Genomic DNA, 24591 nt, shown 5'->3' with positions numbered 1-24591 from the left:
CATGAGGATTTTCAGCCCCAAACGATATGTTGCATCCGTCGACCGCATCGACCTTGATACCCTGTGGGCCGACGGCAAACGCGCCATTCTGCTCGATCGCGATAACACCCTGGTGCCGCGCGACACCGAGCAGGTTCCCGCCGCGGTTTCCGCTTGGCTCGACGCCGCCCGCGCCAAAGGCTTTAAGCTGTGCATGGTGTCTAACAACTGGCATCGCGACCAGGTCATGAGCTCGGCACGCGAGCTGGGACTCGAGGCCATTAGCCACGCCATGAAGCCGGCTCCGTTTGCCCTCAAGGCGGGTCTTAAGCGCCTCGGCGCCACGGCCGACGAGGCGGTGCTGATCGGTGATCAGCTCTACACGGACGTGTGGAGCGGCAATTTCGCCGGCGTCGATACCATCCTGGTAAAGCCGCAGGCCACTCAGGACCTGTGGTATACGCAGATCTTCCGTATCTTTGAGCGCCGGGCCCTGCGCGACCTTCCCTGCGAGGAATAGGTCTCGCTATGTCCCAGCACACCAAACACGGCTGCGACCATATCTTCTTTATCGGCTTTTTGGGCGCGGGCAAATCGACGCTTGCGCGCAACGTGGGCACTATGTTCAAACGTCGCTTTATCGATACCGACCGCCTTGTCGTGCGTCGTTGCGGTAAATCGGTGACCGAGATTTTTGAGACCGAGGGCGAGGGGCGTTTTCGCGAGCTCGAGACCTCGGCGCTCCGTTCGCTCCAAAGCGAGCGCAGCCTGCTGGTTTCCTGCGGCGGAGGTATCGTCGAGACTCCGGTGAATATTGAGCTTATGCACCAGATGGGAATCTGTGTGTATCTCGAAGGTGACTTTGAGGATTCGATTCGCCAGATTCGTCGGTCCGACACGCGTCCCGATTTCCGTTCGCCCGAGCATGCCGCGCGCCTGTTTGAGCATCGCCGTCCGCTATATCGCCAGGCCGCCGATATTACTCTTGATATTCGCAACAAGTCCTTCGAGGACGTTTCCTACCTTTGTGCCGAGATGCTTTTGGAGCGTGGGCTGCTATGATTCGCCGTCAACTGATCAATTTCCAAAACCGCAGTGTCGATGTCCGCGTCGGATTGGGCGCGTTCGAGGAGCTGTCGCGCATGTTTGCCTCGGCTGTGGGCAAGCCTAAGCGCGCGTTGGTGGTTTGGAACGACGCCACGTCAGAGCGTTTTGGCGAGGTCGTCGAGCATGCGCTGGTTGATGCCGGTTTTGTCGTGTCGCAGCTCCCACTCGAGATTTTGCCTGCTGGTGCCACGCTGGCCGATGCCGATGCCATCTTTGGCGCGCTATCTGCCAACGGCATTACCTGCGACGATCTGGTCGTCGCCGTTGGTGATGCCACAACCTGCTCGGTTGTTTGCTGGTGCGCCAACCAGTGGTGCGGTCGTACCGAGTGCGCACTGCTGCCGACGACCTTCGACGCCATGCTCACGGTCGCGACGACCATGAAGCCGCTCGTCGCCTCGTCGTCGAATGCGCTTCCCGCTATCGCGTTCCGTCCCGAATCGGGCTTGGTCGTGTGTGACCTCGACCTTGTTCGCGAGGCGGACCCCGAGGATCTCAAGCTCGGCTATGTGGTGCTTGTTGGCACCATGCTTTCGAGCAGCAAGTCCCGCTGGAATCAGTTTACCGAGACTGTTCCCGAGATTCTTGCTGGCGAGGAGGTCGCGCTCGTCAATGCTGTGCAGTGGTCCCAGACCGCGCGCAAAGATGTGCTCATGGCCACGAACCCCAGTGCTCGCCATGCACTCGATTTTGGTAAGACAGGGGAGCGCACCCTTCGCGCCTGCCTGGGCGAGGCCGCGGCTAACGTTCCCGCATACCAGCTCCTTTCCGAGGGTATGCGCTTTGAGGCGCGCCTAGCACATGATGCCTGCGACTTCGATATCGACAATGTGTTTGAGGTCGACGATTGCCTGGAGGACTTTGGCATCGAAGAGCTTGCCTTCGACTTGGAGCCCACCGCGTTTATCGAGGAGTTCCGCAAGCAGCAGTTTGCCCGCTCAAACCGCAGCATGCTGCCGCTGCCCGCGGCGCTCGGCGCCATTCGCCTGACAAATGTCGAGGACGAGATTCTCGAACGCCATGCGCAGGCGTATCTGGCTTCTCGCAAGGAACTTTTTTAACTTTATTGACATCCATCGTCTTTCGTATCATTTTGAGGGACGGGTTTTCAATCGGTTGCGAATCGCTTGTGGTTCGGCTATTCGTTTGAAGCCCGTCCTGCTCTTTTTGAGGACAATAAGAAAGGAATCTGAATGTCTGAGTTTGCTGCCGGTCCTGCCGGTCGTATCGAGCGTGTCCGTGCCCTGATGGTCGAGCGCGGCTACGATGCTATCGTCGTGCGCGATGAGGCCAACCTCCGTTGGCTCACGGGTGTGAAGGGCGTCTTCGATTACACCTTCGAGTTTCCGCACGCCGCATTTATTACGGCCGATCAATGCCTGTTCCATACCGACTCGCGCTATCTCAACAGCTTTGAGGAGAACACGCCCGCCGGCAGCCCCTGGGTCTACGACATGGACGAGGGCACCATCCCCGGTTGGGTTGCCGACAAGATCGCGGCCAACAAGTGTCGTGTCTGCGCCGTCGAGGATGACATGCAGATTAACTTTTACCAGGGTATTCAGCGTGGTCTTGAGGATCGCTCCGTCGCCTGCATGCTGCCGCTGATGCATGACGACATTCGTAAGATGCGCGCCATCAAGGATGCCGAGGAGATCGAGCTTATGCGACACGCGCAGTCGATCACCGATGCCGCCTTCCAGCACATGCTCGGCTTTATTAAGCCCGGTATGACCGAGAAGCAGGTTCGCAACGAGCTCGAGAACTTTATGTTCGCCAACGGTTCCGACAGCTTGGCCTTTGGCTCCATCGTCGCGAGCGGTCCCAACACCGCCAACCCGCATGCCGTCCCGAGCGACCGTGTCATCGAGAAGGGCGATTTCGTCCTCATGGATTATGGCGCGGGCTACTGCGACTATCGCTCCGATATGACGCGTACCGTCGTGATGGGCGAGCCCACGCAGGAACAGCTCGACCTGCACGAGCTCGTGCGCCGTACTCACGAGGAGTGCGTCGCCGCTATCCATCCGGGCGTCGAGGGTAACGATATCTTCAAGCTTTCCAAGAAGATCATCGGCGATGCCGGTTATGGCGATTACTACAACCATGGCCTGGGCCATGGTGTCGGTATCGACATCCACGAGCTGCCCAACTTCAACCGCAGCAAGAACATCATCGAGGTCGGCTCGGTTGTCACCATGGAGCCCGGCGTCTACCTGCCCGGCGTGGGCGGCGTGCGCTTGGAGGATTACGGTGTTGTCACCGAGAACGGCTATGAGCCCTTCACCAAGACCCCGCACGACTTGCACGTCATCGACTGCTAAGCCATTCAGTTCGATTTTGGAAGCGGGGCGTCCGAAATGATTCGGGCGCCCCACGTTCTCTTTTTATGCGCTCGCCGCAGGCGCCGCCTGCAAGTGTATAATTTCGCTCGTATGTAATTTGGACGCTTGTGCGTTCTACCCATAACAAGAAAGGTCGCTATGCCTACCATTTCTACCGCCGACTTCAAGAACGGCCTCGGTCTCCGCATTAAGGACAAGGTCTACACCATCGTCGAGTTCCAGCACGTCAAGCCGGGCAAGGGCGGTGCGTTTGTGCGCTACAAGACCCGCGATATCAAGAGCGGTCGTGTCGTCGAGAACACCTGCAACGCCGGTACCAAGTTCGAGAGCGTCATGCTCACCACCCGTGAGTTCCAGTACCTCTACAACGACGGCGCCGACTACATCTTCATGGACAACGAGTCCTACGAGCAGGTTCCCGTTCCCGAGGACATGGTGGGCGAGAACTCCAAGTGGCTGCGCGAGAACGACACCTGCCAGTTGCTCTTCGCCGACGACGAGCTCATGGGCGTGACCCCGCCGATGTTCATCGAGACCACCATCGTCCAGACCGACCCGGGCTTTAAGGGCGACACCGTTCAGGGTTCCACCAAGCCGGCCACCATCGACACCGGTGCTGTCATCCAGGTCCCGATGTACCTCAACGAGGGCGAGGTCATCAAGGTTGACACCCGCGACGGCAAGTTCGTCTCCCGCGTCTAGCAACCAACTCTTCTAGGAGGACTCATGCCCCAGGAAATCAAGATTGACGGCATCGGTATTTCGCCCGATGTTCTGACCGCCATCGTCTCGCGCGCCGTCACGGATGTCGAGGGCATCGCCTCCGTGGGCGTCAAGGACCTTGCCACCAACCTTGTCTCCATGATGCTTTCGTCCAAGGCCCCGGCTTCCGAGCCGCCGGTAGAGGCCGAGGTCATCGGCGACAAGCTCGCACTCACCGTGCGCGTCGTGGTGTTCTTTGGCTATCCGTTCAAGAAACTCGCCGAGGCCGTTCGCTCCGCCGTGGTCGCAGCTATCGATGCCCAGGTAGGCGTCGAGGTCGAGCGCGTTGACGTTTGCATCGACGGCCTCGTTTTCCCCAAGGAGTAACCTTTGAGCCTTAAGGTTTATCGCGGGCGTACGCTTGCCCGCAGTCAAGCGCTGCAGCTGCTGTTCCAGGCCGAGGCGACGGACAGCCCGCTCGAGCGCGTCCTCGAGGGCGATTTCCTGATCTCGAAGGGTCCCCTCGACCCCTACGCTCTGGAGCTGTGCCGCGGTGCCTACGAGTATATCGACCGTATCGACTGCGCCCTGCGCTCCATCGCCAAGAACTGGGATCTTATGCGCATGCCCGGCGCCGATCGCAATCTGCTGCGTATCGCCGTCTATGAGATGCGCTTCCTCACCGACGAGGAGGTCTCGGACGCCATCGTGATCAACGAGGCTGTAGAGCTTGCCAAGGCCTATGGCACCGACCAGTCCGCGTCGTTTGTCAATGGCGTGCTGGGCAAGATCGCGCGTAGCGAGGAGCTGCCGGGCGAGGACCTGTATCAGGAGCTGCTGGCCGAGGACCGCGCCCGCGAGGAGGCCCAGGCCGCCGAGGCTGCCGCCAAGGTTGCCGCCGCTCAGGCTGCGGCCGATGTTCTCGACGAGGGTGCCGAGGTCGCCGAGGCCGAGAACGGTACCGTCGAGGAGTAGCCATGCCAGAGGGTTCCGTCCGCAACTTCGACGAGATCTCGGACCGCTTGGACCAGATCATCGCTACCGTTCGCTCCAAGGATACGTCCTTGGAGCGTTCGCTCGATTTGTTTGACGAGGCGATCGAACTTGGCTCCCGTGCGGTCGATATGGTCGACAAGTTTGAGTTGACGCCTCGTGAGGCCGATAAGCTCGAGCAGGAATACGATGAGGATGCGGCAAACGAATCCCAGGATAGCCAGGCCGCGTCTCCGGATACGAATGGTTGATGGCATTCATGAAACGCGTGCGTCTCGATGACGAACTGATTTCACAGGGCATCTGCGCCGATCGCGCGGATGCCCTTCGCACTCTTATGGCCGGCTTGGTCTCGAGTGGCGGCGAGCGTTTGACCTCGCCGGGCCTTAAGGTGACGCCCGGTCTGCCCTTGCACGTGAAGGGCCGTATTCCCTACGTGGGGCGCGGCGGGCTCAAGCTCGAGGGCGCGCTCGATGCGTTTGGGATCGATCCCATGGGCCTTGCTTGCCTCGATGTGGGCTGCTCCACGGGCGGCTTTACCGATTGCCTGCTCAAGCGTGGCGCCGCAACGGTCGTTTCGGTCGATGTGGGTCGCGCACAGTTTGATTGGTCGCTGCGCCAAGACGAGCGCGTGAGGCTCCATGAGCGCACCAACGTGACACAACTGCCCGAGCTTGGCTACGGCGGCGCTATCGACTTGGCTGTCTGCGATGTGTCGTTTACGAGTATCGCGAATATCATCGACGCCGTGTTGGCGTGCCTGAAGCCATTGGGTTCGTTTTGCACGCTCGTAAAGCCGCAGTTTGAGGCGCCGGCTGCGCTGGTGGGCGAGGGCGGTATCGTGACCGACCCCTCCGTCCGCCGCGATACGCTTGTGGCGGCGATTGAGCTCTTTGCCGCCAAGGGCCTGTTCCCGCTCGACGTGTGCGTGTCGCCCATCCATGGCGCCAAGGGCAACGTCGAGTTTTTCCTGTACGGCACGAGGTTTGCCTCTGGCGAGCGTGCCGACGATGAGCTGCAATCACAGGTAACGGCTTTGAGCGAGAAAGCTGCAACGCTATGAAGGTCTTTCTGGTTCCCAATTACTACAAGCAAGAGGCGGTCGAGAGCGGCTTGATGCTCGAGCTTTGGCTTTCGCGCCAGGGCTACGAGGTCGCATGGGCTGCCGATCAGCGTTCCAAGATCCAGCGTGCGCCCGATGTTGACGATGCCGACCTGGTCATTACGCTCGGCGGCGACGGCACGCTGTTGCGTGCCGCCCGCATTCTCAACTACCGCGAGATCCCCATTCTGGGCCTTTCCTATGGTCATTTGGGTTTTTTGACGGCTGCGAGCCCCGAGGATCGCGATATTTTGCAGGTCGTGAGCGATGCCCTTTCCGGTGAGCTCCATGTGAGTCGCCGCGCCACCCTCGCCGCGGATATCGTTTCGGTGCGCGAAGATGGCACGAAGGATGTCGTGCGCACGTTTGCCCTTAACGATATGGCGCTTACGCGCGGGCCCCTGTCCGATATGGTTGAGTTCGACATCACGGTGTCCGGCCATCATATCGACCGCCTGCGCGGTGACGGCGTCGTCGTTTCGACAGCGACCGGTTCCACCGGCTACGCGCTTTCCGCCGGCGGCCCCATCGTCAGTCCCGATTACACGGGCATGGTTTGCGTGCCCATCGCCCCACATACCATTCAGGCTCGCGCCTTTTTGACCTCGCCAAGCGATGTCGTCGAGATTTTTATGTCCGATGACCGCCCGAGCGTGCCTGCGATCGCCATCGATGGACAGTTTATTACCTGCGATGGCACGGTCGAGAGCGTGGCCGTGCGTCGCGGTCCCGGCGATGTTCTGCTGCTGGATTACGGCCCCGAGAGCTTCTATAACTCGGTGAGCCGCGTGTTCTACGGAGTGCGTCATGATCGATGAGCTGCAGGTTTCCAACATTGCCCTCATTCGCGAGGCGACGTTGGTTCCGAGCGCGGGCTTAACGGTTCTGACCGGAGAAACCGGCGCCGGTAAGACTGCGTTGCTCTCGGCGCTTAAGCTCATTCTGGGCGAGCGCGCGGATTCGTCGACGGTGCGCGAGGGCGAGACGCTTGCCAACGTCGAGGCGCGCCTGTTTGACGGTCCGCACGACACGGAGGGCTTCACCGTACAGCGCAGCCTTTCTGCCGAGGGCCGTAGCCGCGTAAAAATTGACGGCCGCATCGCCAGCGTGCGTGAGCTTTCGGAGCGCGTCGGCGTGATGATGGATCTTTGCGGCCAGCACGAGCACCAGCGCCTGCTCGACCCTGCGCATCATGTTGCCATGGTCGATGCATGGGCGGGGCGCCCGGCGCTCGAGGCGCTCGATCGCTATCGTGCTTGCCTTAAGGCATCTCGCGCGGCTGCCAAAGAGGTCCGTCGCGTCGAAGAGGCCTCACGCGCGCAGGGGAGTCGTGTCGAGGAAGCGCGCTTCGCTCTGGAGCGCATCGCCGAGGTCGACCCCAAGCCGGGTGAGTATGAGGAGCTCGAGGAGCTGCTGCCGCGCTCCGAGCATGCCGAGGTGTTGGTGGCAACGGCCAACGATGCCCATGCGTCGCTTGCTGCCGAAGGGGGAGCACTCGATGCCGTGAACAGTGCCGTCGCGGAGCTTTCGCGCATGGCTACTGTCGATCGCAAGCTGGGTGTTATCGCCGATGCGCTTTCGGATGCCTGCATCTCACTCGAGGATTGTGCCAACGAGCTGCGTGCCTATCGAGATGGGGTCGCCTTCGACCCGCGCGAGCTGGCTCGTATGCGCGAGCGGTATTCCGATCTTAAGGGACTTTTGCGTCAGTGGGGTCCCACCATGGACGACGTGTTTGCTATGCGCGATAGCTCGCGAGAGCTGTTGTCGCTGGTAGACGATGGTGATGAGCAGATTAAGAAGGCGCGCGAAGCGCTTGGCGCGGCGGAGCACGAACTGTTCGCCGCCGCCAAGGCACTTAAGCGTGCACGCAATACGGCAGCCCCGCGCTTTTGCCACGAGGTTGGCCGTCAGATGGCGCGCCTGGAGATGGGCGGCGCCGAGCTCGTTTGGGACTCGCGCGATCTTCCGCGCGCCGAGTGGACGCCGGCGGGCCCGTCGAGCTACGAGCTTTTGTATCGTAGCGGTGCCGGATTGACGCCGCGCCCCCTGCGCCGCATTGCTTCTGGTGGCGAGCTGAGCCGTGTCATGTTGGCGAGCAAGGTTGTTTTGGGTAACGCGGACGGCGTGGATACGTTGGTGTTCGACGAGGTCGATGCCGGTGTTGGCGGCTCTACTGCACGCGCCCTTGCGAGCGTTCTGGCAGATCTTGCCGCAACGCATCAGGTGATTGTCGTAACGCACCTGGCGCAGGTCGCCGTCATGGCCGACAAACATTACGTGGTGAGCAAAGAGCCCGGCGACGTTCCCCAAACCCATCTGGATGAGGTGGCCGGGGACGCCCGTACCGCAGAGATCGCCCGTATGCTGAGCGGCGATCAATCGGAGGCGAGCTTGGCGCACGCTAAGCAGATGCTCGAGGAAGCGCGTGCTTAGGCCGAGCCGTTACATGTATGTTCGACCCGGCCGCCACGAAACCGGCCCATCTACTACGTTTAATAGGCTATCGGCAACCACGCCTTGAATTGCAAAAAGAAAACCGCAGGTAGAACGCCTGCGGTTTTTCTATTTTCGGTATGTGGGTGGGCCATACTGATAAAACGTAGTAGATGGGCCGGTTTCGTGGCGAGTGGCGTTTGTCGGCTCGCCAAAATTTCTATTCCACGACCTTATCCGGCTGGATAAGCTCCTCGTAGTAGCTAATGTGCTCTCGGGCGTCCTCGATTTCGGGCAGCAGGAAGTTGTAGATAACCTCGATGATCATCGTGGCGCTGATCTTGGAGAACGCAAAGTCGCCCGTGGTGAGCAGCGCCTCGTGGTTCACGGTATTAAAGGTGTAGTCGGCTAGGCGAGCAAGCGGAGACTTGCTGTCGCTGCTGATGACGACTACGGTGGCACCACAGCCTCGAGCCGCTTTTGCCATGCGATTCAGTCGACGCGACTTGCCAGAGTTCGAGATCAGCACGATAACGTCGCCGGGGCGCAATGTGAGCGCAAAACCAATCGAGGTTTCACTGATGGTGCTTGACATACAGCGAAGGCCCAGTTGCGAAAACTTAAACGTCGCGTCGAGCGCAACGGCGTTGGTATTACCTACGGCTGCAAACTCGATAGCCCCTGCGTTCTTAAACGCGTGCACGACGGCTGCCAGTGTATCGTGATCAATGCCATCGATGGTCGCATTGAGTTCACTGACCTTTGCGGCGAGGATGTTTTTGAGGCTCTGCTCCATATTGTCGAGCGAGACCTCGTCTGTGAGGCCTTCACTGCGCTGACTCTCCAGATCGCGCGCCAGCGAAAACTGAAAGCTGCGAAAGCTTCCAAAGCCCAGCTTGCGGCAGAAGCGCGAGACGGTGGCCTCGGAGGTTGCGGCGGCGCGCGAGAGTTGCGCGGCTGTTAGGAGCGGTGCCTCGGACTGGTGCTCTAGGATATAGTCGACAATGCGCTGCTCGGACTCGCTGTATCCCTTGTGCGTGCTAATAAGGGAGAGTGCGCTCTTGCTGCTATCGGACATGGATGACTCCTAGTTGGCATTAAAAGCTGTCTTGTTGTGTGCCGCTCTAGTATACGGGGATTTTAATTACAAGATACACCTTGCTGTTTCAATAGTTGATGGTAAACTTTCATCGACCGTTTACGGTTGTGAAAGAACCTTTCACCGGAGAAATAGGCTTGATTGCTTCTCATATAAGCGGTGGCTTGGTATCTTTCAGGAGTGGAAAAGCGCGCACCGTAGCGCGTGTAGGGGAGCGCCCGCGGGCGCAGTACTCAAGAAGGAGGGACACATGGCTAAGTTTGACATCATCGCCGCCACCGGTTGCCCGACCGGCATCGCGCACACCTTCATGGCGAAGGAGGCGCTGGAGAAGGCAGCTGCCGAGCGCGGTCTGACCATTAAGGTCGAGACCCATGGCCAGGTCGGTGTCGAGAACGAACTCACGAAGGGTGAGATCGCCGGTGCTAAGGCCGTCGTCGTCGCAGCCGATAAGGATGTCCAGGCGGAGCGTTTCGCCGGTAAGCCCATGGTTTCCGTCGGTGTTTCCAAGGCCCTGTCCGTCGAGGCTGCCGGCAAGCTGATTGACCGTGCTCTCGCCGCCAAGGGCGACGACACGGTTGCGGCTGCTGCCGATGTCGAGGATGAGGTCGAGGAGAAGGAGTCCATCGGTCACATCATCTATAAGCACCTCATGAACGGCGTCAGCCACATGCTGGTCTTCGTCGTTGCCGGTGGTGTTCTGACCGCCGTTTCGTTCCTTTGGGGCATTACGTCCTTCGACTCGACGGCTGCCGACTACAACAGCTTTGCCGCTATGCTCAAGATCATCGGCGGCATCGCCATGAACCTCATGGTTCCCGTGCTTTCCGCCTATATCGCCGAGTCCATCGGCAAGCGCCCGGCGCTCGTTCCCGGCTTTGTCGCCGGTATGATCGCCATCCAGGGCCTGCCCGTTAATGCCGAGACCGGCATGATCGATGCCGGCGGTGCCGGCGTGGGCTTCGGCTTCCTGGGCGGCATCGTCGGCGGCTTCCTCTCTGGCTATGTCATCCTGCTGCTCGAGAAGGTTTTTGCCAAGCTGCCCAAGAACCTGGACGGCCTCAAGGCTATCTTCCTGTACCCGCTGTTCTCGACCGCCATCGTCGGCCTGGTCATGCTCGGCATCTCCGGCCCCATGGCTGCCATTAACACCGCCATGATGGACTTCCTCAAGGGTCTGTCTGCCTCTGGCGCTGTTGTCCTGGGTCTTGCCATTGGCTGCATGTGCGCCTTTGATATGGGCGGCCCGGTCAACAAGGCTGCTTACGTCACCGGTACCGCTATGCTCACCGAGGCCCTGGCTGCCGGTGTCGGCACCGACACCTATAACTTCGGTACCAACTTCATGGCTGCCGTCTCCGCCGCCTGCATCGTTCCGCCGCTGATCACCACCTTTGCCGTTATCGTCGGCAAGAAGTACTTCAGCCAGGAGGATCATGACGCCGGTATCGTCAACCTCATCCTTGGTTGCACCCACATCACCGAGGGCGCCATTCCGTTCATGACCAAGAACATCTGGCCCGTCATGCCCATCATGATGCTCGGTTCCTCCATCGCCTCGATCCTGACCATTATGTTCAACGTCCACGATCCGGCGCCTCACGGTGGTTTCCTGGTCCTGCCCGTTGTCGAGAACGGTCCGCTGTGGGTCCTCGCGATCCTCATCGGCGCCGTGGTCGGTGGCATCCTGTTCGTTGCTTTCAAGAAGTATGACTTCGAGAAGAAGCAGAAGGCCGCTCCCGCCGCTGCCGCTAAGCCGGTCGAGGCTCCCAAGGCCGCTGCCGTCGAGGCCCCCAAGGCTGAGGCTTCCGACTTCGTGAAGGTCGAGAACGTTTTTGTCGCCGAGGATTTTGCTTCTCGTGACGAGGCCCTGAGCTTTGTCTCCAACCAGGCTGTCAAGGCCGGTATCGCTGACGACGCCGACGCCGTAATGAACGCCTTTCTGGCCCGCGAGGCCGAGGGCACCACGGGCATGATGGAGGGCTTCGCTATTCCGCATGCCAAGTCTGATGCCATTACCGAGGCCGCCGTCATCGTCGTCAAGGACGACTCTGGCGTGACCGGTTGGGACACCATGGACGGCGCTCCTGTCAACGTGGCTATTGCCCTGCTCATCCCCGGTGCCCAGGCCGGCACCACGCACCTCAAGATCCTGTCCAAGGTCGCCGAGGCGCTCATGGACGAGGGCTTCCGTGCCACCGTTAAGGGTTCCACCGACGCTGCCGAGATCGCTAAGACGATCAACGCCCGTCTGGTCTAATCCCGCAGCTTGCGAATAACATCGCCCCCTGTATATGAGGCGGAGACTCCATCAGGGGTCCCCGCCTTTTTTCAAGTAAACCGGTACTGAGGGACGTTTCCTTCCTGCCGACAGTTCGGGATACTCCTCAGTTCACAAGAGGGCATAGATAGCCCCATCAACCAGATCAACCAGGCGAACAAAAAATCAGCCAAAATTTCGTTCGCACGATATTGCTCTGGACCGACCGAGTTTCCGCAGCTCGCCTGCCGGGCGGGGCGGTTAAGTTTGTCGCGAGTTCCGCACGAGCCGAAGAGCACTTAATGTGCTCTTCGTGCGAGCAGGACTGTAGAGCAGGAAATCTCACTGGCCGCGCCCGGCCCCCTGTGGGCGAGCAAGCGGACGACAAACACATCTGTCCAACAATTCGTGCGAAACATAATGAAAAACCGTTTGATGTGAGTTAATATAATCAACGTCGTGAATATGGCTCCTGTCGCATGGCTGATAGGGGTTAAACACAAAAAAGGAGTCAATTATGGTTTCTGAGAAGGCTACCCTCGTTAATCCTCAGGGTCTTCACATGCGTCCGGCTGGCCTCTTCGCCTCCACCATGGGCAAGTACGCCTGCGACGTGACGGTCGTCACCCCCGAGAAGGAGGTCAACGGCAAGTCCCCGATGGCCCTCATGGCTGCCGGCATCCCCTGCGGTACCGAGGTCGAGGTCAAGTGCGACGGCGCTGACGAGGCCGAGGCTCTGGCTGCTGCCATCGAGCTCATCAAGAGCGGTCTTGGCGAGTAGAACTCAAACGGGTCGCATGTTGAACAACTAAGTTCATATTTGGGGGCGCAGTGACCTGTTTAAAGGGAACTGCGCTCTTTTGTCATGGATATGGCAAAACGCTTTATCACATGACACGGAGAGAGGAATAGGAATGTATCAGGGAGTCAACGCTTCCGAGGGCATCGGTATCGGCACCGTCATGGTTGCCGTCGAACCCGACTTGACGTTTGAGCCGCACGAGGTTGCTGATTCGGCAGCAGAGAAGGAGCGCTACCAGACCGCCCTTTCGGTCTTCTGCGAGAAGACCCAGGCTCAGGCCGACCACATGAAGGAGACGGTGGGCGAGGCCGAGGCCGAGATCATGAGCGGACACATTGTCCTGGCTCAGGACCCGGGCATGACCGATGCCATCAACGCTGCCATTGACGGCGGCACCTGCGCCGAGCAGGCGCTCATGGACACCTCGACCATGTTTGAGAACATGTTCCTGTCCATGGACGATGAGATGTTCCGCCTGCGCGCGGCAGACATCGCCGACATCCGAACCGGTATTCTGGCCGAGCTTTTGGGCAAGGAGGTCGTCGATCTCTCCGTCCTGCCCGAAAACACTGTTGTTGTCGTGCACGACCTTACGCCGTCCATGACCGCCACGATCGATAAGGCTCACGTTGCCGGTATCGTCACCGAGACCGGTGGCCGCACGTCGCACTCCGCGATCATCGCCCGCGCCCTCGAGATTCCGGCTGTCCTTTCGGTTGCCAACAGCTGCACCGCGCTGCGCAACGGCATGACCGTTGTCGTCGACGGTGGCAAGGGTATCGTCGAGGCCGATCCCGACGAGAAGACGCTTGCCGCCTACACCGCCAAGGCCGAGGCTTTCGCTGCCGAGAAGGCAGCCCTCGAGGCTTTCCGTGGCAAGCCGTCCGTGACTGCCGATGGCATCAAGAAGATCATTGCCTGCAACATCGGTAACCCCGATGACGTGCCCAACGCGCTCGATCACGACGCCGAGGCCATTGGCCTGTTCCGCTCCGAGTTCCTGTTCATGGATTCCGCCGAGCTTCCTTCCGAGGAGGAGCAGTTCAACGCCTATCGCAAGGTTGCCAGCGCGCTCAATGGCGCTCCGGTCATCATCCGCACGCTCGACGTGGGTGGCGACAAAGAGATCCCGTACCTGCACATGGTCAAGGAAGAGAACCCCTTCATGGGCTTCCGTGCCGTGCGTTACTGCCTGGCCAACCCCGACCAGTACAAGGTACAGCTCCGCGCTCTGCTGCGCGCCAGCGCCTTCGGTGATGTCAAGATCATGATCCCGCTCGTCACTTGCGTCGAGGAGGTCTTGGCCGTTAAGGAGCTCGTCGAGGAGTGCAAGTCCGAGCTGACCGAAGAGGGCCGCAAGTTCAACGAGAACATCGAGGTCGGCATTATGGTCGAGACGCCTGCCGCATCGCTGCTCGCTGACCGCCTGGCCGAGGTCGCCGACTTCTTCTCGATCGGCACCAACGACCTGATCGGCTACACCATGTGTGCCGACCGTGGTAACGACACCATTTCTAACCTGTACCAGGTGTACTATCCCGCCGTGCTTCGCTCGCTCAAGAACATCATCGAGAGCGGCGTCAAGGCTGGCATCATGGTCGGTATGTGCGGCGAGGCCGCTGCCGATCCGCTGCTTGAGCCGCTGCTGATCAGCTGGGGCCTCGAGGAGTTCTCGATGAGCGCTCCGTCTATCCTTCGCGCCCGCAAGACCATCAGCCAGTGGACCAAGGCCGAGTGCGACGATCTCGCCGAGAAGGCGCTCGCCTGCAACACTGCCGAAGAGGTCAAGGCGCTGCTTGAGGCTGCCGCTCGCTAATTTGGTATCAGAGGTAACCGCGTGGTTGGAATGGGCTGGCCGCGCGGCCCTCAAATATACAGGGGGTACTGTAAATGTTCTACACGCTAACCGCTAACCCGGCTGTCGACATGACGGTTTCGAGCTCTCCGCTCGAGCCCGACGAGAACGTCCGCACCGGCTCGGCCAGCTACACGGCTAACGGCAAGGGCCTCGACGTGTCCTTCGCCTTTAAGAAGATGGGCGTCGACACCGTCGCGCTCGGCTTCTTCGCCGGCTTCACGGGCAAGTTCATCGTCGAGGAGGTCATGAACCTGGGTTGCCTGTGCCGCCCGGTCTGGACCGACGGCATCACGCGTATCAACACCTATGTCAACGATGGCCAGCACGAGTACGGCATCCTTAACCCCGGCGCCCCGATTACGCCGGAGCACCAGAAGGAGCTCTACAACATCCTGGACACCGCGGGCGATCTTGAGTGCCTGATTGTCTCCGGCTCCGTGCCTCCCAAAGCTACGCCCGACTTCCTGGCTCAGGTCATGGAGCACGCTCAGGCTCGTGGCGCCGACGTCGTCCTTGACCTGTCTTCCGACAAGCTCAAGGAGCTCGCTCACAAGAAGCCGCTGCTCATCAAGCCGAACCATCACGAGATGAAGGCCATCTTTGGCGTGCCGGTCGACACCGACGACGAGGTCCGCGTTGCCATGAAGATGGCTCACGATGCCGGCGTCCAGAACGTGCTGCTCACCCGTGGTAGCCGCGGCGACGCTTACTTCTCCAACGGCGAGGACATCTGGTACGCTAAGCGTGAGTTCAACATCAAGCTGGTCTCTTCCGTCTGCGCCGGCGACTGCACGCTCGCAGCGTTCCTGCACAAGTGGTACAGGGATCGCGATAACGTCGAGGAGGCCATGAAGCTCGCTATGGCCACCGGCGCCAACGTTGCCGAGTCCGTGGGCATCGGCGACTTCGGTCATGTCGATGAGTATAGTAAGCGCGTTGCTGTCCGCAAGCTCGATCGCAAGTAAGCGAAACGCTACATATTCGTGGCTATATGGCGCTCCGGTTTAAGCCGGGGCGCTTATTTGTAAATTGCAAATGAGCTTCAGGGCAACCATTCCTGATTTTTTTTGCCCCGCCTTGCTGCTTTTCTGGCGACCTGCACGCGTTCTATACCGTTCGCCGAGTTGCTATGGTCTTTTCACAAGGTGTGGAATATACTTTCATTATCACGTTGATTTGTGAAAGGAACATTCATGATTTACACGCTCACTGCAAATCCCGCCATTGATTACAACATATCCTGCGACGGACTTTCCGCCAACACCGTCACCCGCACGCGCAACGCGGTCTATACGCCCAATGGCAAGGGTCTCAACGTCTCGTTCACCCTCGATCACTACGGTGTCGACACCACGATCCTGGGCTTTTTTGCCGGCTTCTCAGGCGAGTATATCGTCAAGGGCGCCGAGGCCCTGGGTGTGCCCGTCAAGCCCGTGTGGACTGACGGCATCACGCGCGTCAACGTTTTCCTCAACGCCGGTCCCGATACCGAGTACAACATGGTCAATGCAGGCGCTGCCATCAATGCTGCCAACGAGCAGGAGATGTTTGAGCTCATCGACTCGCTCGACGACATGACCTGCCTGGTCATTAGCGGCTCGCTGCCCCCCAACACCTCCGAGGGTTTCCTGGCCGAGGTTCTTCGCCGAGTTAAGGCAAAGGGTGCCGAGTTCGTGCTCGATATTTCGAGCCATCAGCTGGCCGATCTCATTGCCATGGAGCCGTTGCTCATTAAGCCCAACGACGATGAGCTGCTCGACATCTTTGGCATTAAGGTGAGCGGTGGCGACGACGAGTCCGTTAAGGGCGCTATGGCTGAGCTGCACGCCAAGGGCGCTAAGAATGTGCTGCTGACCCTTGGTGGCGACGGCGCGTACTTCTCCAACGGCGAGCATATTTGGTTTGCCAAACGCACCTTTGAGGTCAAGCTGCTCTCGACGGTCTGCGCCGGCGATTCCTCGCTTGCCGCCTTCCTGTCCGTGTGGCACGATGCCCCCGAGTGCGTCGAGGACGCCCTGCGCCTCTCGATGGCAACCGGTGCCAACGTGGTCGAGTGCCCTGGTTTGGGCGATTTTGCCAAGGTGGACGAATATAAGAAGCACATCGACGTTCGCCAGGTCTGCTAACCGTTTAGACATATCGTTGCCGAACACCCGCTTTGGATCTCCGAGGCGGGTGTTTTTATCTGTTGGCCGCATGGGCTCTGCTGTCTCGTTCGCGCGAATCGACGATGTGATTTCATGTGCGCTCACGCTCGATTCTTGCTAGACTGCTTGAGAACCATCGTTTAACGCTTGCAAGCGTAGGAGGCCATAGGTATGTGTAATGTTTCGCTCAACGGTACGCAGCCCACAGATGCCTCCCTGCGTGTGCTACGTGCGCTTGAGGACGCCGGTCTCGAGGCCTGGTTCGTAGGCGGTTGGGTGCGTGACGCCCTGATGGGACGTCCCAGCCACGATGTTGACATGTGCTGTAGCGGCCTGTGGCAAGAGTCCAAGGCGGCGCTCGAGGCAGCCGGCATTGCGGTAGTTGAGTCGGGCATAAAATTTGGCGGCATTACCGCCCTTTGTGACGATGAGCGTATTGAGGTCACGACGTATCGCCTGGACGGTTTTTACACCGATGGTCGCCATCCCCAGAGTGTGGAGCGTGCGGCGTCGCTTGAGGACGATCTGGCACGTCGTGACTTTACCGTTAACGCCATGGCTTGGCATCCCCAGCGCGGTCTTGTCGACCGTTATGATGGCCAGGGCGACCTGGAGCGTAAGCTGATTCGTGCCGTTGGAGATCCCAAGCGTCGCTTTAACGAGGATGCGCTTCGCATGCTGCGCGCCGTGCGTTTTGCCTGCCGTCTGGATTTTATGATCGAGCCTAAGACCAAACAGGCGCTTGCCGAGTGCTCGCCGCTGCTCGATGCCGTGGCACGCGAACGCGTGGGCATCGAGCTCGAGGAGATTCTATCGACCGGACATGGGGGAGACGCGATGCGACGCTATCCCGAGCTTGTTTGCGCCGCCGTGCCCGAGCTTGCGCCGGCTCGTGGGTTTGACCAGCGCAGCGTCTACCACGCCTTTAATGTCTACGAGCATATCGCTCGCGTTTTGACGGTAGCGGGGGAGCTGGCGCTGTGTGACGGTGTGGCGCCTTCGTCGAGCTTAATGTGGGCAGCGTTTTTGCACGATGTCTCCAAGCCCGATTGCTTTACGGTCGATCATGCGGGCAGCGGCCACTTTTACGGTCATCCTGAGCTTGGTGCCAAGAAAGCGCGCGCTATTATGGATCGCTTGACGCTTTCGCACGATTTGGTTCGCGACGTGTGTCTGCTTATCAGGTATCACGATAAGCCGTTGCGCCCCGAGCGCTCCTGTTTGCTCAATATGATGCGCTCGCTTTCGGGTGAGGGCGTCGACACGCCGCGTTTGATTGACGAGCTTATGGACCTTAAGCGTGCCGATACGCTGGGTAAGGCACCGTCGTGCTTCTATTACGTCGAGACGATCGAGGAGATGCGTTCGCTCGCCCACGAACTGTTGGAAGCTGGGGAGCCCTATACGCTTAAGATGCTTGGCATCAACGGAGGGGACCTGATTCGCGCCGGCGTCAAACCGGGGCCTGAGCTGGGACAGCTGCTCAACGTTGCCCTCGACGCCGTGATCGAAGACAACGTCCCCAATACCCGCGAAGCCCTTCTGGCCCACCTCAACCTGGGGTAGCTAATTTGGGACGGGGCTTTTTTAGCTACCCCGCTGTCAATAGGACGAACAATAGTGATTCTGGCAGGGGTAGCTAAAAAAGCCCCGTCCCAAATTAGCTACCAGGTTGACCTGTGTGTTCCATAACCTCACGACAAAATTTGGCCAATTTGTAATTTCTTCTTGCGCTCGCGTTTTTTGTCCCGTAATATATGTCCTCGCAGCACGGCAGTGCAGATGTCATGTGGCCCGTTCGTCTAGCGGTTTAGGACGCCGCCCTCTCAAGGCGGAGATCACCAGTTCGAATCTGGTACGGGCTACCACTTCTTTTCTGCTGAGGCTTATGGCCCGTTCGTCTAGCGGTTTAGGACGCCGCCCTCTCAAGGCGGAGATCACCAGTTCGAATCTGGTACGGGCTACCAAGTTTTGGATACCCGACCTTCTTTTCGAAGGTCGGGTTTTTTATTACCTGCGGGCTTGTCTGTTAATCCCATTTGCCCCATAGCTTTACGTTTTGCTTATCTCCCAGACGGGTACAATAGGCCAGATACATTGACGGTCAGAAGGAGTCTCATGACGGAGTCCTCTCAGCATACCCCAAAGCCTCAAGTCGATGTTTCGGGCGGCGATGACAACAAGAGCGCACGTCGTGGTGCCATCTTTATTGGCATTGTGCTGGTGGGCTATATCGTCTATTTGGTCGTGACCGGTCAGATGGGTCAGTTCTGGGCTGCCATGGCTAGCGTTCAGGCGCCGTGGCTCGCTGCCGCGTGCTTCTGCATGTTCCTATACTTGTTTTTTGGCATCGTGGCGTACGCGATTGCCGTATGGCTCGATCCCAATTCGCCTGTCGGCATCCGCGACCTCATTTCGGTCGAGGCGAGCGGCATCTTCTTTGGCAACCTGACGCCCATGATGATGGGCTCCACGCCTGCCCAGATTTATCGCCTGACCAAAGCCGGCCAAAATGTGGGCGAAGCGGGTGCCACGCAGTTCACCCGCTTTATCGTGTACCAGTTTGGTTTGGTGGCATGGGGTGCCATTCTGCTGCTCGCCCGCATGCCGTTTTTCGCCGAGCGCTATGGCGACATGACGCTGCTTTGCGTCTTTAGTTTTGGCGGCCACTGCTGCATTCTTCTCGGCATCTTTGCCGTGGCGTTGATGCCCAAGACCGTCACGCGCGTCGCACATTGTATTATCAATTGGCTCGAGCGCATGGGCGTTTCCGCTACTAAGATCGAGGGCTGGCGTACCTTTGTCGATGGCGAGATCTACTCGTTTTCCGAGAAATTCAAACTCTCTGCCGGCCATTTTTCGTCCATGCTGCTCACGGTCGTCATCACCATGTTGCAGCTGGCGTTTTTCTACCTGGTTCCGTATTTTTTGATGCTTGCCTTTGGTCAGTACGACGTTGACTTTTTCTCGGTCATGGCGGCGAGTGCTTTTGTACAGCTGTTGAGTTCCGCCGTCCCGCTGCCTGGCGGCACCGGTGGTGCCGAGGGCGGCTTCGCGCTGTTCCTGGGTCACTTTTTTGGCACGGCAGCGACTGCCGGCTATCTGCTTTGGCGTCTGATCACCTTTATCGCGCCGACCATTTTGGCCGCCCCTCTTTTGGGCCTTAAGAGCGCTCATAACGAGAGTATCCATGCGCGCTGGGACCGTATGATGTGCAAGCTCGGGCGCACTCCTCAGAAGCCTTCTGCGTCCGTTAAGGCACATCCAGCCTCTCAGGTTACCGTGGACCCCAATCAGCATGCTCAAAAGACTGCTGTGGCCTCTAAACCGGCACGGAAGACCTATGTTCGTCAGACTGGCGACGGTATCCGCGTTTCCCCTGCGGCGCTCAATAAAAAGAAGCGGCCCTAGAGCCCAGTTGGTGAGTCGTGCGTTCTTAATGATGCTCGTCATTGCGATGCAAGATGTAGGATAATCCTCTTACGTTGATTATCTCCCACTTGTACAGGAGCTATAGGTGGGCAGTTGACATGAAGGGGACACGTCTATGGCCACCACTAAACCGCGCCTTGACCGCCGCATCGTTCGCAGTCGCAATGCGATTCTTTCGGCATTCGAGCGACTGCTGATGGAAAAGCCCCTCGCCGATATTACGGTGAGCGCCATCGCGCGCGAGGCAAATGTCGACCGTAAGACCTTCTACGTGCACTTTGGCACGGTGGACGGCTTGCTCGATGCCATTGCCGTGGATGTGGTCGAGATGATTGTCGACTCAGTCGAGAAGACGCTTTCCTCTATGGGCGGTAACACCAACGAGCGCGCACTCGGAGCGGCGGCGACCTTCTTCAAAACCGTTAACGAGGCGCTGTGCAACAATTTGGTGCTCAATCGCCAGCTGATTGAAAACATTCCGCTCGACGATTTTATGACGCGCTTGCGTGTGCCGCTCGAGCACGAGATTGCCGAGCGCGACCTGCTGCCCGATGGCTTAAAGGACGAGCTGTTCGACTATTATCTGGCGTTTTTGCTTTCGGGCATTATCGGCATTTACCGCACGTGGGCACTCTCCGATGGCTCGGTGCCCATCGAGCGCATTTCGGAGGTCGCTAACAATCTGACGTTGAACGGGCTATCGAGTCTGGAATCTCGTTTCGAATAGCACTAGCGCCTTATCCCCTCCGAGTTGCGGTGAAATAAGGACTGAATAGGCCTTTTAACGGCTAAAACACTCCCTATTTCACCGCAACTCAGGGGGGGATTGCATTACTGGTAGCGCAGGCACTCCACGGGGTCGAGTTTTGCGGCCCGGCGGGCGGGGTAGAAGCCAAAGATTACGCCGATGCCGACGGAGACCGCAAAGGCCAGCAGCACCGTGGCGATCGAAAAACTCGGCGTTATGGTACCGCTGGCACCGAGTTCGCCAAGCACGCCGGAACCCGCGGCGAACATCGCTAGGCCCCAGGCAAGCAGGTAGCCAATCAGGACACCTAGCAGACCGCCGGTGATGCACAGCGCCGAAGACTCGGCCAAAAACTGTGCGGTGATATCGCGACGGCTGGCACCCAAGGCTCGACGAATACCGATCTCGCGGATGCGTTCGGTCACATTGGTGAGCATCATGTTCATGATGCCGATACCGCCCACGAGCAGCGAAATGCTGGCAACGGCGCCCATGATGAGCGAAAACGCGCCCATAAAGGAGTTGAGGGCGTCGATGGCGCTTTTCATTGAGGTCGCCGACACGCTGTCATATTCGTCGTCATCCGCGATGTCCTTCATGCTGCGCACCTTGGATTCAATCGTCTTGCACAGCTCATCCATGTCCGTACCCTCGACGGTGAGCGCCGTTACGCTGGGAAAAGACGGGTTCTCGTCGCCAAAGAGGCCCGAGATGGTCTCGCGCGGCATGTAGAGCGTGAGTGAGCCCATGGAGTCGCTGCCGCCGTCGATAACGCCGATAATCTGCACCTCGCCGTTCGACACCTTGATGGTCTTGCCGAGCGCGTCCTGTTCGTTGCCGTACAGCTGGTCCGCGCCGCCGCGGCTGATGAGCGCCACGCGTGCGCCAGATTGGGACTCAGCCTGGGTATAGGTGCGCCCCGCGACGAGCTTGCTGGCGCCCACTGCGTCGAGCATGTCGCTATCGACGCCCTGCGCCATGACGTTATAGCTTTTGTCACCGGCCTTGTACTCGGTATAGGCACTGTCCACGATACCGATCTGCTCGATCTGCGGCACCATCTTGCGAAGATTCTCAACGTCCGACTCGGTGAGCTCTTGCGACGAATAAATCTGCACCATACGCGCGGCGTTGAGGCCCAGGCTGTTGACCAGGCTGTTTTGGATACCGCCGATAAGCGAGGTCATGGCAATGACGGAGGCGATGCCAATAACAATGCCCAGGATGGTGAGTAGGCTGCGTCCCTTGTTGGCCTCGAGGGAGTGAAGGGCTTCTTGGATAAGGTCGCGCGTGCTCATGCCTTCACTCCTTTCGTCGGATTGGCGTGTGCGGAAATCATGGGCAGGTTATCAATGGCGCCGTGCAGGGTCTGCGGTGCGTGCGCGATGTACGCGCCGTCGTGGATTCGGCCGTCGCGAATGGTTACGGCACGGTCGGCCTCGGCGGCGATACCGGGATCATGCGTGATGAGCACAATGGTCTTGCCACGTTCCTGGAGTTTGTGGAAGGTCTCCATCACGAGCGCTCCGGTGGCGGAGTCCAGGTTTCCCGTCGGCTCGTCCGCCAGGATGATGGGCGGGTCGTTGACGAGGGCGCGCGCGATGGCAACCCTCTGCATCTGTCCGCCTGAGAGCTCGGAGATGCGGTGGTCCCAGTGGTCGACCGGCAGCGTGACGGCTTGCAGCGCATGAACGGCGCGCATCTCACGCTGAGCCCGCGGCACGTTGGTGTACGACAGCGGCAGCATGACGTTTTCGATGACCGATAGGCGCGGCAGCAGGTTAAAGCTCTGAAAGACAAAGCCGATGCTCAGGGCGCGGACTTCGGTGAGCTCGTCATCGTCGAGCTCCGCCACGTTGAGGCCCTGCAGGTAATAATCGCCTGCCGTTGGCTTGTCCAGGCAGCCCAGGATGTTCATGAGCGTTGACTTGCCCGAGCCAGAAGGGCCGGTAATGGCCACGAATTCGCCGGGATTCACTGCCAGGCTCACGTTATGCAGGATATGGGCGCAGCCGGCTTCGCTCTCAAAAATGCGATGAACGTTGCGGATGTTGATGACGGGACGCATTACAAGCCCTCGTCGGCAGACATGCTGCCAGAGTCGTCGCCGTCGGCCGTCATGCCTGCGCCGGTGTCCACGATGAGGGTGTCGCCGTCGCGCAGCTTGGTAACCGGTACGTCTGCGTTGATCTCATTGCCCTGGTCGTCGCGCTTGACCTGCGTCTTGCCGACCACGGCGTCGTTATCGTTTTGCGTCACAATGGTCACCTTCACGCGGCACATCTCCTTGCCTTCACCGTCGGTTGCCACTTTGACGTAATAGTGCTCGCCATCCTCGGTCATGAGCGCCATGGTCGGCACCATCACCACATCGTCGAGCTGCTCGGTTACCACCGAGACCTCGGCGGTCATGCCCGGCTTGAGGCGCGCGTCGGGCGCGTCGATCAAAATATCGACGTTATAGGTCACGCTACCGCCGCCACCGTAGGTGGAGTCGGAGTTTGCCACCGAAGCGATTGTCGTGACCGTTCCCTGGCTCACGATATCGGGAAAGGCCGGATAGGTGACGTTGGCGCTCTGGCCCACTGCGATCTTGGCGATATCCTTTTCGCCCACCTGAACGGTGACCTTCATCTTGGAGAGGTCAGCGATCTGCATGCACTGCTTGCCGCCGGTCGTATCGCCTTCGCCCATAATCATGCCGCCCGTCACCGTGGCGCCGACCTTGGCGTTGAGCTCGACGATGCTGCCCGAGCTGGGCGCGGTCACAGTGCGCTCGGCGGCTTTGGCGTTGGCCTGGTCCAGGGTCGCCTGGGCCGAGGCCAGGTTACGTTGGGCGCTCGAGATGGCGCTCGTGTCGGCACTCGTGCCGGTGCTGCCGCTGGCGCCACTTGCGCCTGCCGCATCTGTGTCAGTCGCCGGAGCGGCTTGGGCGGCAGCTACCGCTTTCTGCGCGTTGGCGAGGTCTTCCTGTGCCGCCGCCACCGCGCGCTGCGCCTCGGCAACGTTGCGATCGAGCTCGTCATTTTTAATGGTCATGAGCACATCGCCCTCGTTAACGGACTGGCCGGCTGATACGTTGATCGATGCTACCGTGCCGTCGACAGAAGGGGAGACCACCGAAGCCGAGATAGGCTTGAGCTGGCCTTTAGCCTCGACGGTGGTCGTAAATGTACCCTCGGTGACCATGTCGGTCACCGGCCCGTTGGTACCTGCGGGCCGTGCGTTAATGACGAAGGTTACGACAACGGCGATGAGCACAATGGCGGCCACGACGCCGGCCGCAATGCCGCGTCGGATGAGCTTTTTGCGCCGACGCTCGGCACGCTTCGCCTTGAGCTTGGCGTAGGCCTCTTCGTCAGAAATCTCGGTTGCATCGCTTGTGCTGCCGTTTTGCTGTGTGGCGCGCATGTTTGTTATGAGGGGAAGCGTTTCGGTGGCACCCTCGGGCGCTCGCTCGGTATCATTCGGTCCCGGGGTGATGGTGGGGACATTCGACATGGCGTCTCCTTTATAGAAAGTTCTTCGATAAGTATATGCGCCCGTCGCGAGAAGCGGGCGCATATGGCGGATTCTTTCGG

The 24591-nt window shown here is 59.5% G+C and carries 23 protein-coding genes and 2 tRNA genes; 21 read left to right on the top strand and 4 right to left on the bottom strand.

Features of this window, described 5'->3' with window-relative positions:
* The first annotated feature begins 1 nt into the window (after position 1).
* The 11 genes from ACTQVX_RS04700 (at position 2) to ACTQVX_RS04650 (ending at position 8664) form a co-directional block, all read left to right on the top strand.
* A complete protein-coding gene (locus tag ACTQVX_RS04700) occupies positions 2-499 on the top strand; it encodes a YqeG family HAD IIIA-type phosphatase (protein WP_117646451.1) in 498 nt (165 codons plus the stop codon).
* 8 nt (positions 500-507) lie between these two features.
* Positions 508-1041, top strand: a complete 534-nt coding sequence (locus ACTQVX_RS04695) for a shikimate kinase (protein ID WP_441537466.1) — start codon at positions 508-510, stop codon at positions 1039-1041.
* Entirely contained in the window at positions 1038-2147 is a 1110-nt protein-coding gene (locus ACTQVX_RS04690; RefSeq protein ID WP_441560372.1) for a hypothetical protein, read from the top strand. Before ACTQVX_RS04695 ends, ACTQVX_RS04690 begins: the two co-directional genes overlap by 4 nt.
* A gap of 132 nt (positions 2148-2279) precedes the next feature.
* Positions 2280-3410, top strand: coding sequence for a M24 family metallopeptidase (locus ACTQVX_RS04685; protein ID WP_441560370.1), 1131 nt, complete (start codon positions 2280-2282; stop codon positions 3408-3410).
* 159 nt (positions 3411-3569) lie between these two features.
* Entirely contained in the window at positions 3570-4133 is a 564-nt protein-coding gene (gene efp / locus ACTQVX_RS04680) for an elongation factor P (protein WP_154515524.1), read from the top strand.
* Positions 4134-4157: 24 nt separating this feature from the next.
* Positions 4158-4520 (top strand): Asp23/Gls24 family envelope stress response protein, encoded by a 363-nt coding sequence (locus ACTQVX_RS04675; RefSeq protein WP_154515527.1) that lies wholly within the window; start codon positions 4158-4160, stop codon positions 4518-4520.
* A gap of 3 nt (positions 4521-4523) precedes the next feature.
* A complete protein-coding gene (gene nusB / locus ACTQVX_RS04670) occupies positions 4524-5108 on the top strand; it encodes a transcription antitermination factor NusB (RefSeq protein WP_441048798.1) in 585 nt (194 codons plus the stop codon).
* Positions 5109-5110: 2 nt separating this feature from the next.
* Positions 5111-5377: an exodeoxyribonuclease VII small subunit gene (locus tag ACTQVX_RS04665; RefSeq protein ID WP_154515533.1), complete on the top strand. Its 267-nt coding sequence runs from the start codon at positions 5111-5113 to the stop codon at positions 5375-5377.
* Between the two features lie 8 nt (positions 5378-5385).
* Positions 5386-6189: a TlyA family RNA methyltransferase gene (locus ACTQVX_RS04660; protein WP_427747409.1), complete on the top strand. Its 804-nt coding sequence runs from the start codon at positions 5386-5388 to the stop codon at positions 6187-6189.
* Entirely contained in the window at positions 6186-7046 is an 861-nt protein-coding gene (locus ACTQVX_RS04655) for an NAD(+)/NADH kinase (protein ID WP_427728169.1), read from the top strand. Before ACTQVX_RS04660 ends, ACTQVX_RS04655 begins: the two co-directional genes overlap by 4 nt.
* The gene (locus ACTQVX_RS04650; protein WP_441560368.1) at positions 7036-8664 is read left to right on the top strand and encodes a DNA repair protein RecN; all 1629 of its coding nucleotides are present in this window, start codon (positions 7036-7038) and stop codon (positions 8662-8664) included. Before ACTQVX_RS04655 ends, ACTQVX_RS04650 begins: the two co-directional genes overlap by 11 nt.
* Before the next feature lie 220 nt (positions 8665-8884).
* Here the strand turns inward: ACTQVX_RS04650 and ACTQVX_RS04645 are convergent, their stop codons facing one another.
* Complete coding sequence (locus tag ACTQVX_RS04645) at positions 8885-9742, bottom strand: MurR/RpiR family transcriptional regulator (RefSeq protein ID WP_427795869.1); 858 nt, start codon at positions 9740-9742, stop codon at positions 8885-8887.
* 271 nt (positions 9743-10013) lie between these two features.
* Here ACTQVX_RS04645 and ACTQVX_RS04640 point away from each other — a divergent pair, with 271 nt between their 5' ends.
* The 10 genes from ACTQVX_RS04640 (at position 10014) to ACTQVX_RS04595 (ending at position 20989) form a co-directional block, all read left to right on the top strand.
* On the top strand, positions 10014-12023 hold the full coding sequence (locus ACTQVX_RS04640) for a fructose-specific PTS transporter subunit EIIC (protein WP_427728173.1): 2010 nt from the start codon (positions 10014-10016) through the stop codon (positions 12021-12023).
* A 517-nt stretch (positions 12024-12540) separates the two neighbouring features.
* Entirely contained in the window at positions 12541-12804 is a 264-nt protein-coding gene (locus ACTQVX_RS04635) for an HPr family phosphocarrier protein (RefSeq protein WP_022094575.1), read from the top strand.
* A gap of 133 nt (positions 12805-12937) precedes the next feature.
* Positions 12938-14641, top strand: a complete 1704-nt coding sequence (gene ptsP, locus ACTQVX_RS04630) for a phosphoenolpyruvate--protein phosphotransferase (protein WP_441560366.1) — start codon at positions 12938-12940, stop codon at positions 14639-14641.
* Between the two features lie 74 nt (positions 14642-14715).
* The gene (locus ACTQVX_RS04625) at positions 14716-15648 is read left to right on the top strand and encodes a 1-phosphofructokinase family hexose kinase (RefSeq protein ID WP_349125764.1); all 933 of its coding nucleotides are present in this window, start codon (positions 14716-14718) and stop codon (positions 15646-15648) included.
* A gap of 228 nt (positions 15649-15876) precedes the next feature.
* Positions 15877-16809 carry a 1-phosphofructokinase family hexose kinase gene (locus ACTQVX_RS04620; RefSeq protein ID WP_427728177.1) on the top strand — a complete coding sequence of 311 codons (933 nt, stop codon included), beginning with the start codon at positions 15877-15879 and terminating at the stop codon, positions 16807-16809.
* 192 nt (positions 16810-17001) lie between these two features.
* Positions 17002-18396, top strand: coding sequence for a CCA tRNA nucleotidyltransferase (locus ACTQVX_RS04615; RefSeq protein ID WP_441560364.1), 1395 nt, complete (start codon positions 17002-17004; stop codon positions 18394-18396).
* Positions 18397-18621: 225 nt separating this feature from the next.
* A tRNA-Glu gene (locus ACTQVX_RS04610) sits at positions 18622-18698 on the top strand.
* A 22-nt stretch (positions 18699-18720) separates the two neighbouring features.
* Positions 18721-18797: transfer RNA gene (locus ACTQVX_RS04605), tRNA-Glu, on the top strand.
* A 151-nt stretch (positions 18798-18948) separates the two neighbouring features.
* Positions 18949-20241: a lysylphosphatidylglycerol synthase transmembrane domain-containing protein gene (locus tag ACTQVX_RS04600; protein ID WP_427793548.1), complete on the top strand. Its 1293-nt coding sequence runs from the start codon at positions 18949-18951 to the stop codon at positions 20239-20241.
* 136 nt (positions 20242-20377) lie between these two features.
* Entirely contained in the window at positions 20378-20989 is a 612-nt protein-coding gene (locus tag ACTQVX_RS04595; RefSeq protein WP_441041102.1) for a TetR/AcrR family transcriptional regulator, read from the top strand.
* Between the two features lie 104 nt (positions 20990-21093).
* Here the strand turns inward: ACTQVX_RS04595 and ACTQVX_RS04590 are convergent, their stop codons facing one another.
* From ACTQVX_RS04590 to ACTQVX_RS04580, 3 genes are read right to left on the bottom strand one after another with little or no spacing between them, the layout of a single operon-like run.
* Positions 21094-22308: an ABC transporter permease gene (locus ACTQVX_RS04590; protein WP_441560362.1), complete on the bottom strand. Its 1215-nt coding sequence runs from the start codon at positions 22306-22308 to the stop codon at positions 21094-21096.
* Entirely contained in the window at positions 22305-23078 is a 774-nt protein-coding gene (locus tag ACTQVX_RS04585; protein ID WP_427717357.1) for an ABC transporter ATP-binding protein, read from the bottom strand. Before ACTQVX_RS04585 ends, ACTQVX_RS04590 begins: the two co-directional genes overlap by 4 nt.
* Positions 23078-24511, bottom strand: a complete 1434-nt coding sequence (locus ACTQVX_RS04580; RefSeq protein WP_441560361.1) for an efflux RND transporter periplasmic adaptor subunit — start codon at positions 24509-24511, stop codon at positions 23078-23080. The genes ACTQVX_RS04585 and ACTQVX_RS04580 overlap by 1 nt, the downstream gene beginning before the upstream one ends.
* Positions 24512-24591: the final 80 nt, after the last annotated feature.

The organism is Collinsella sp. LCP19S3_A6, from assembly GCF_052122015.1.
GTDB lineage: Bacteria > Actinomycetota > Coriobacteriia > Coriobacteriales > Coriobacteriaceae > Collinsella.
Note: the sequence above shows the minus strand (reverse complement) of the source record. Positions and strands in the feature narration are given on the sequence as shown.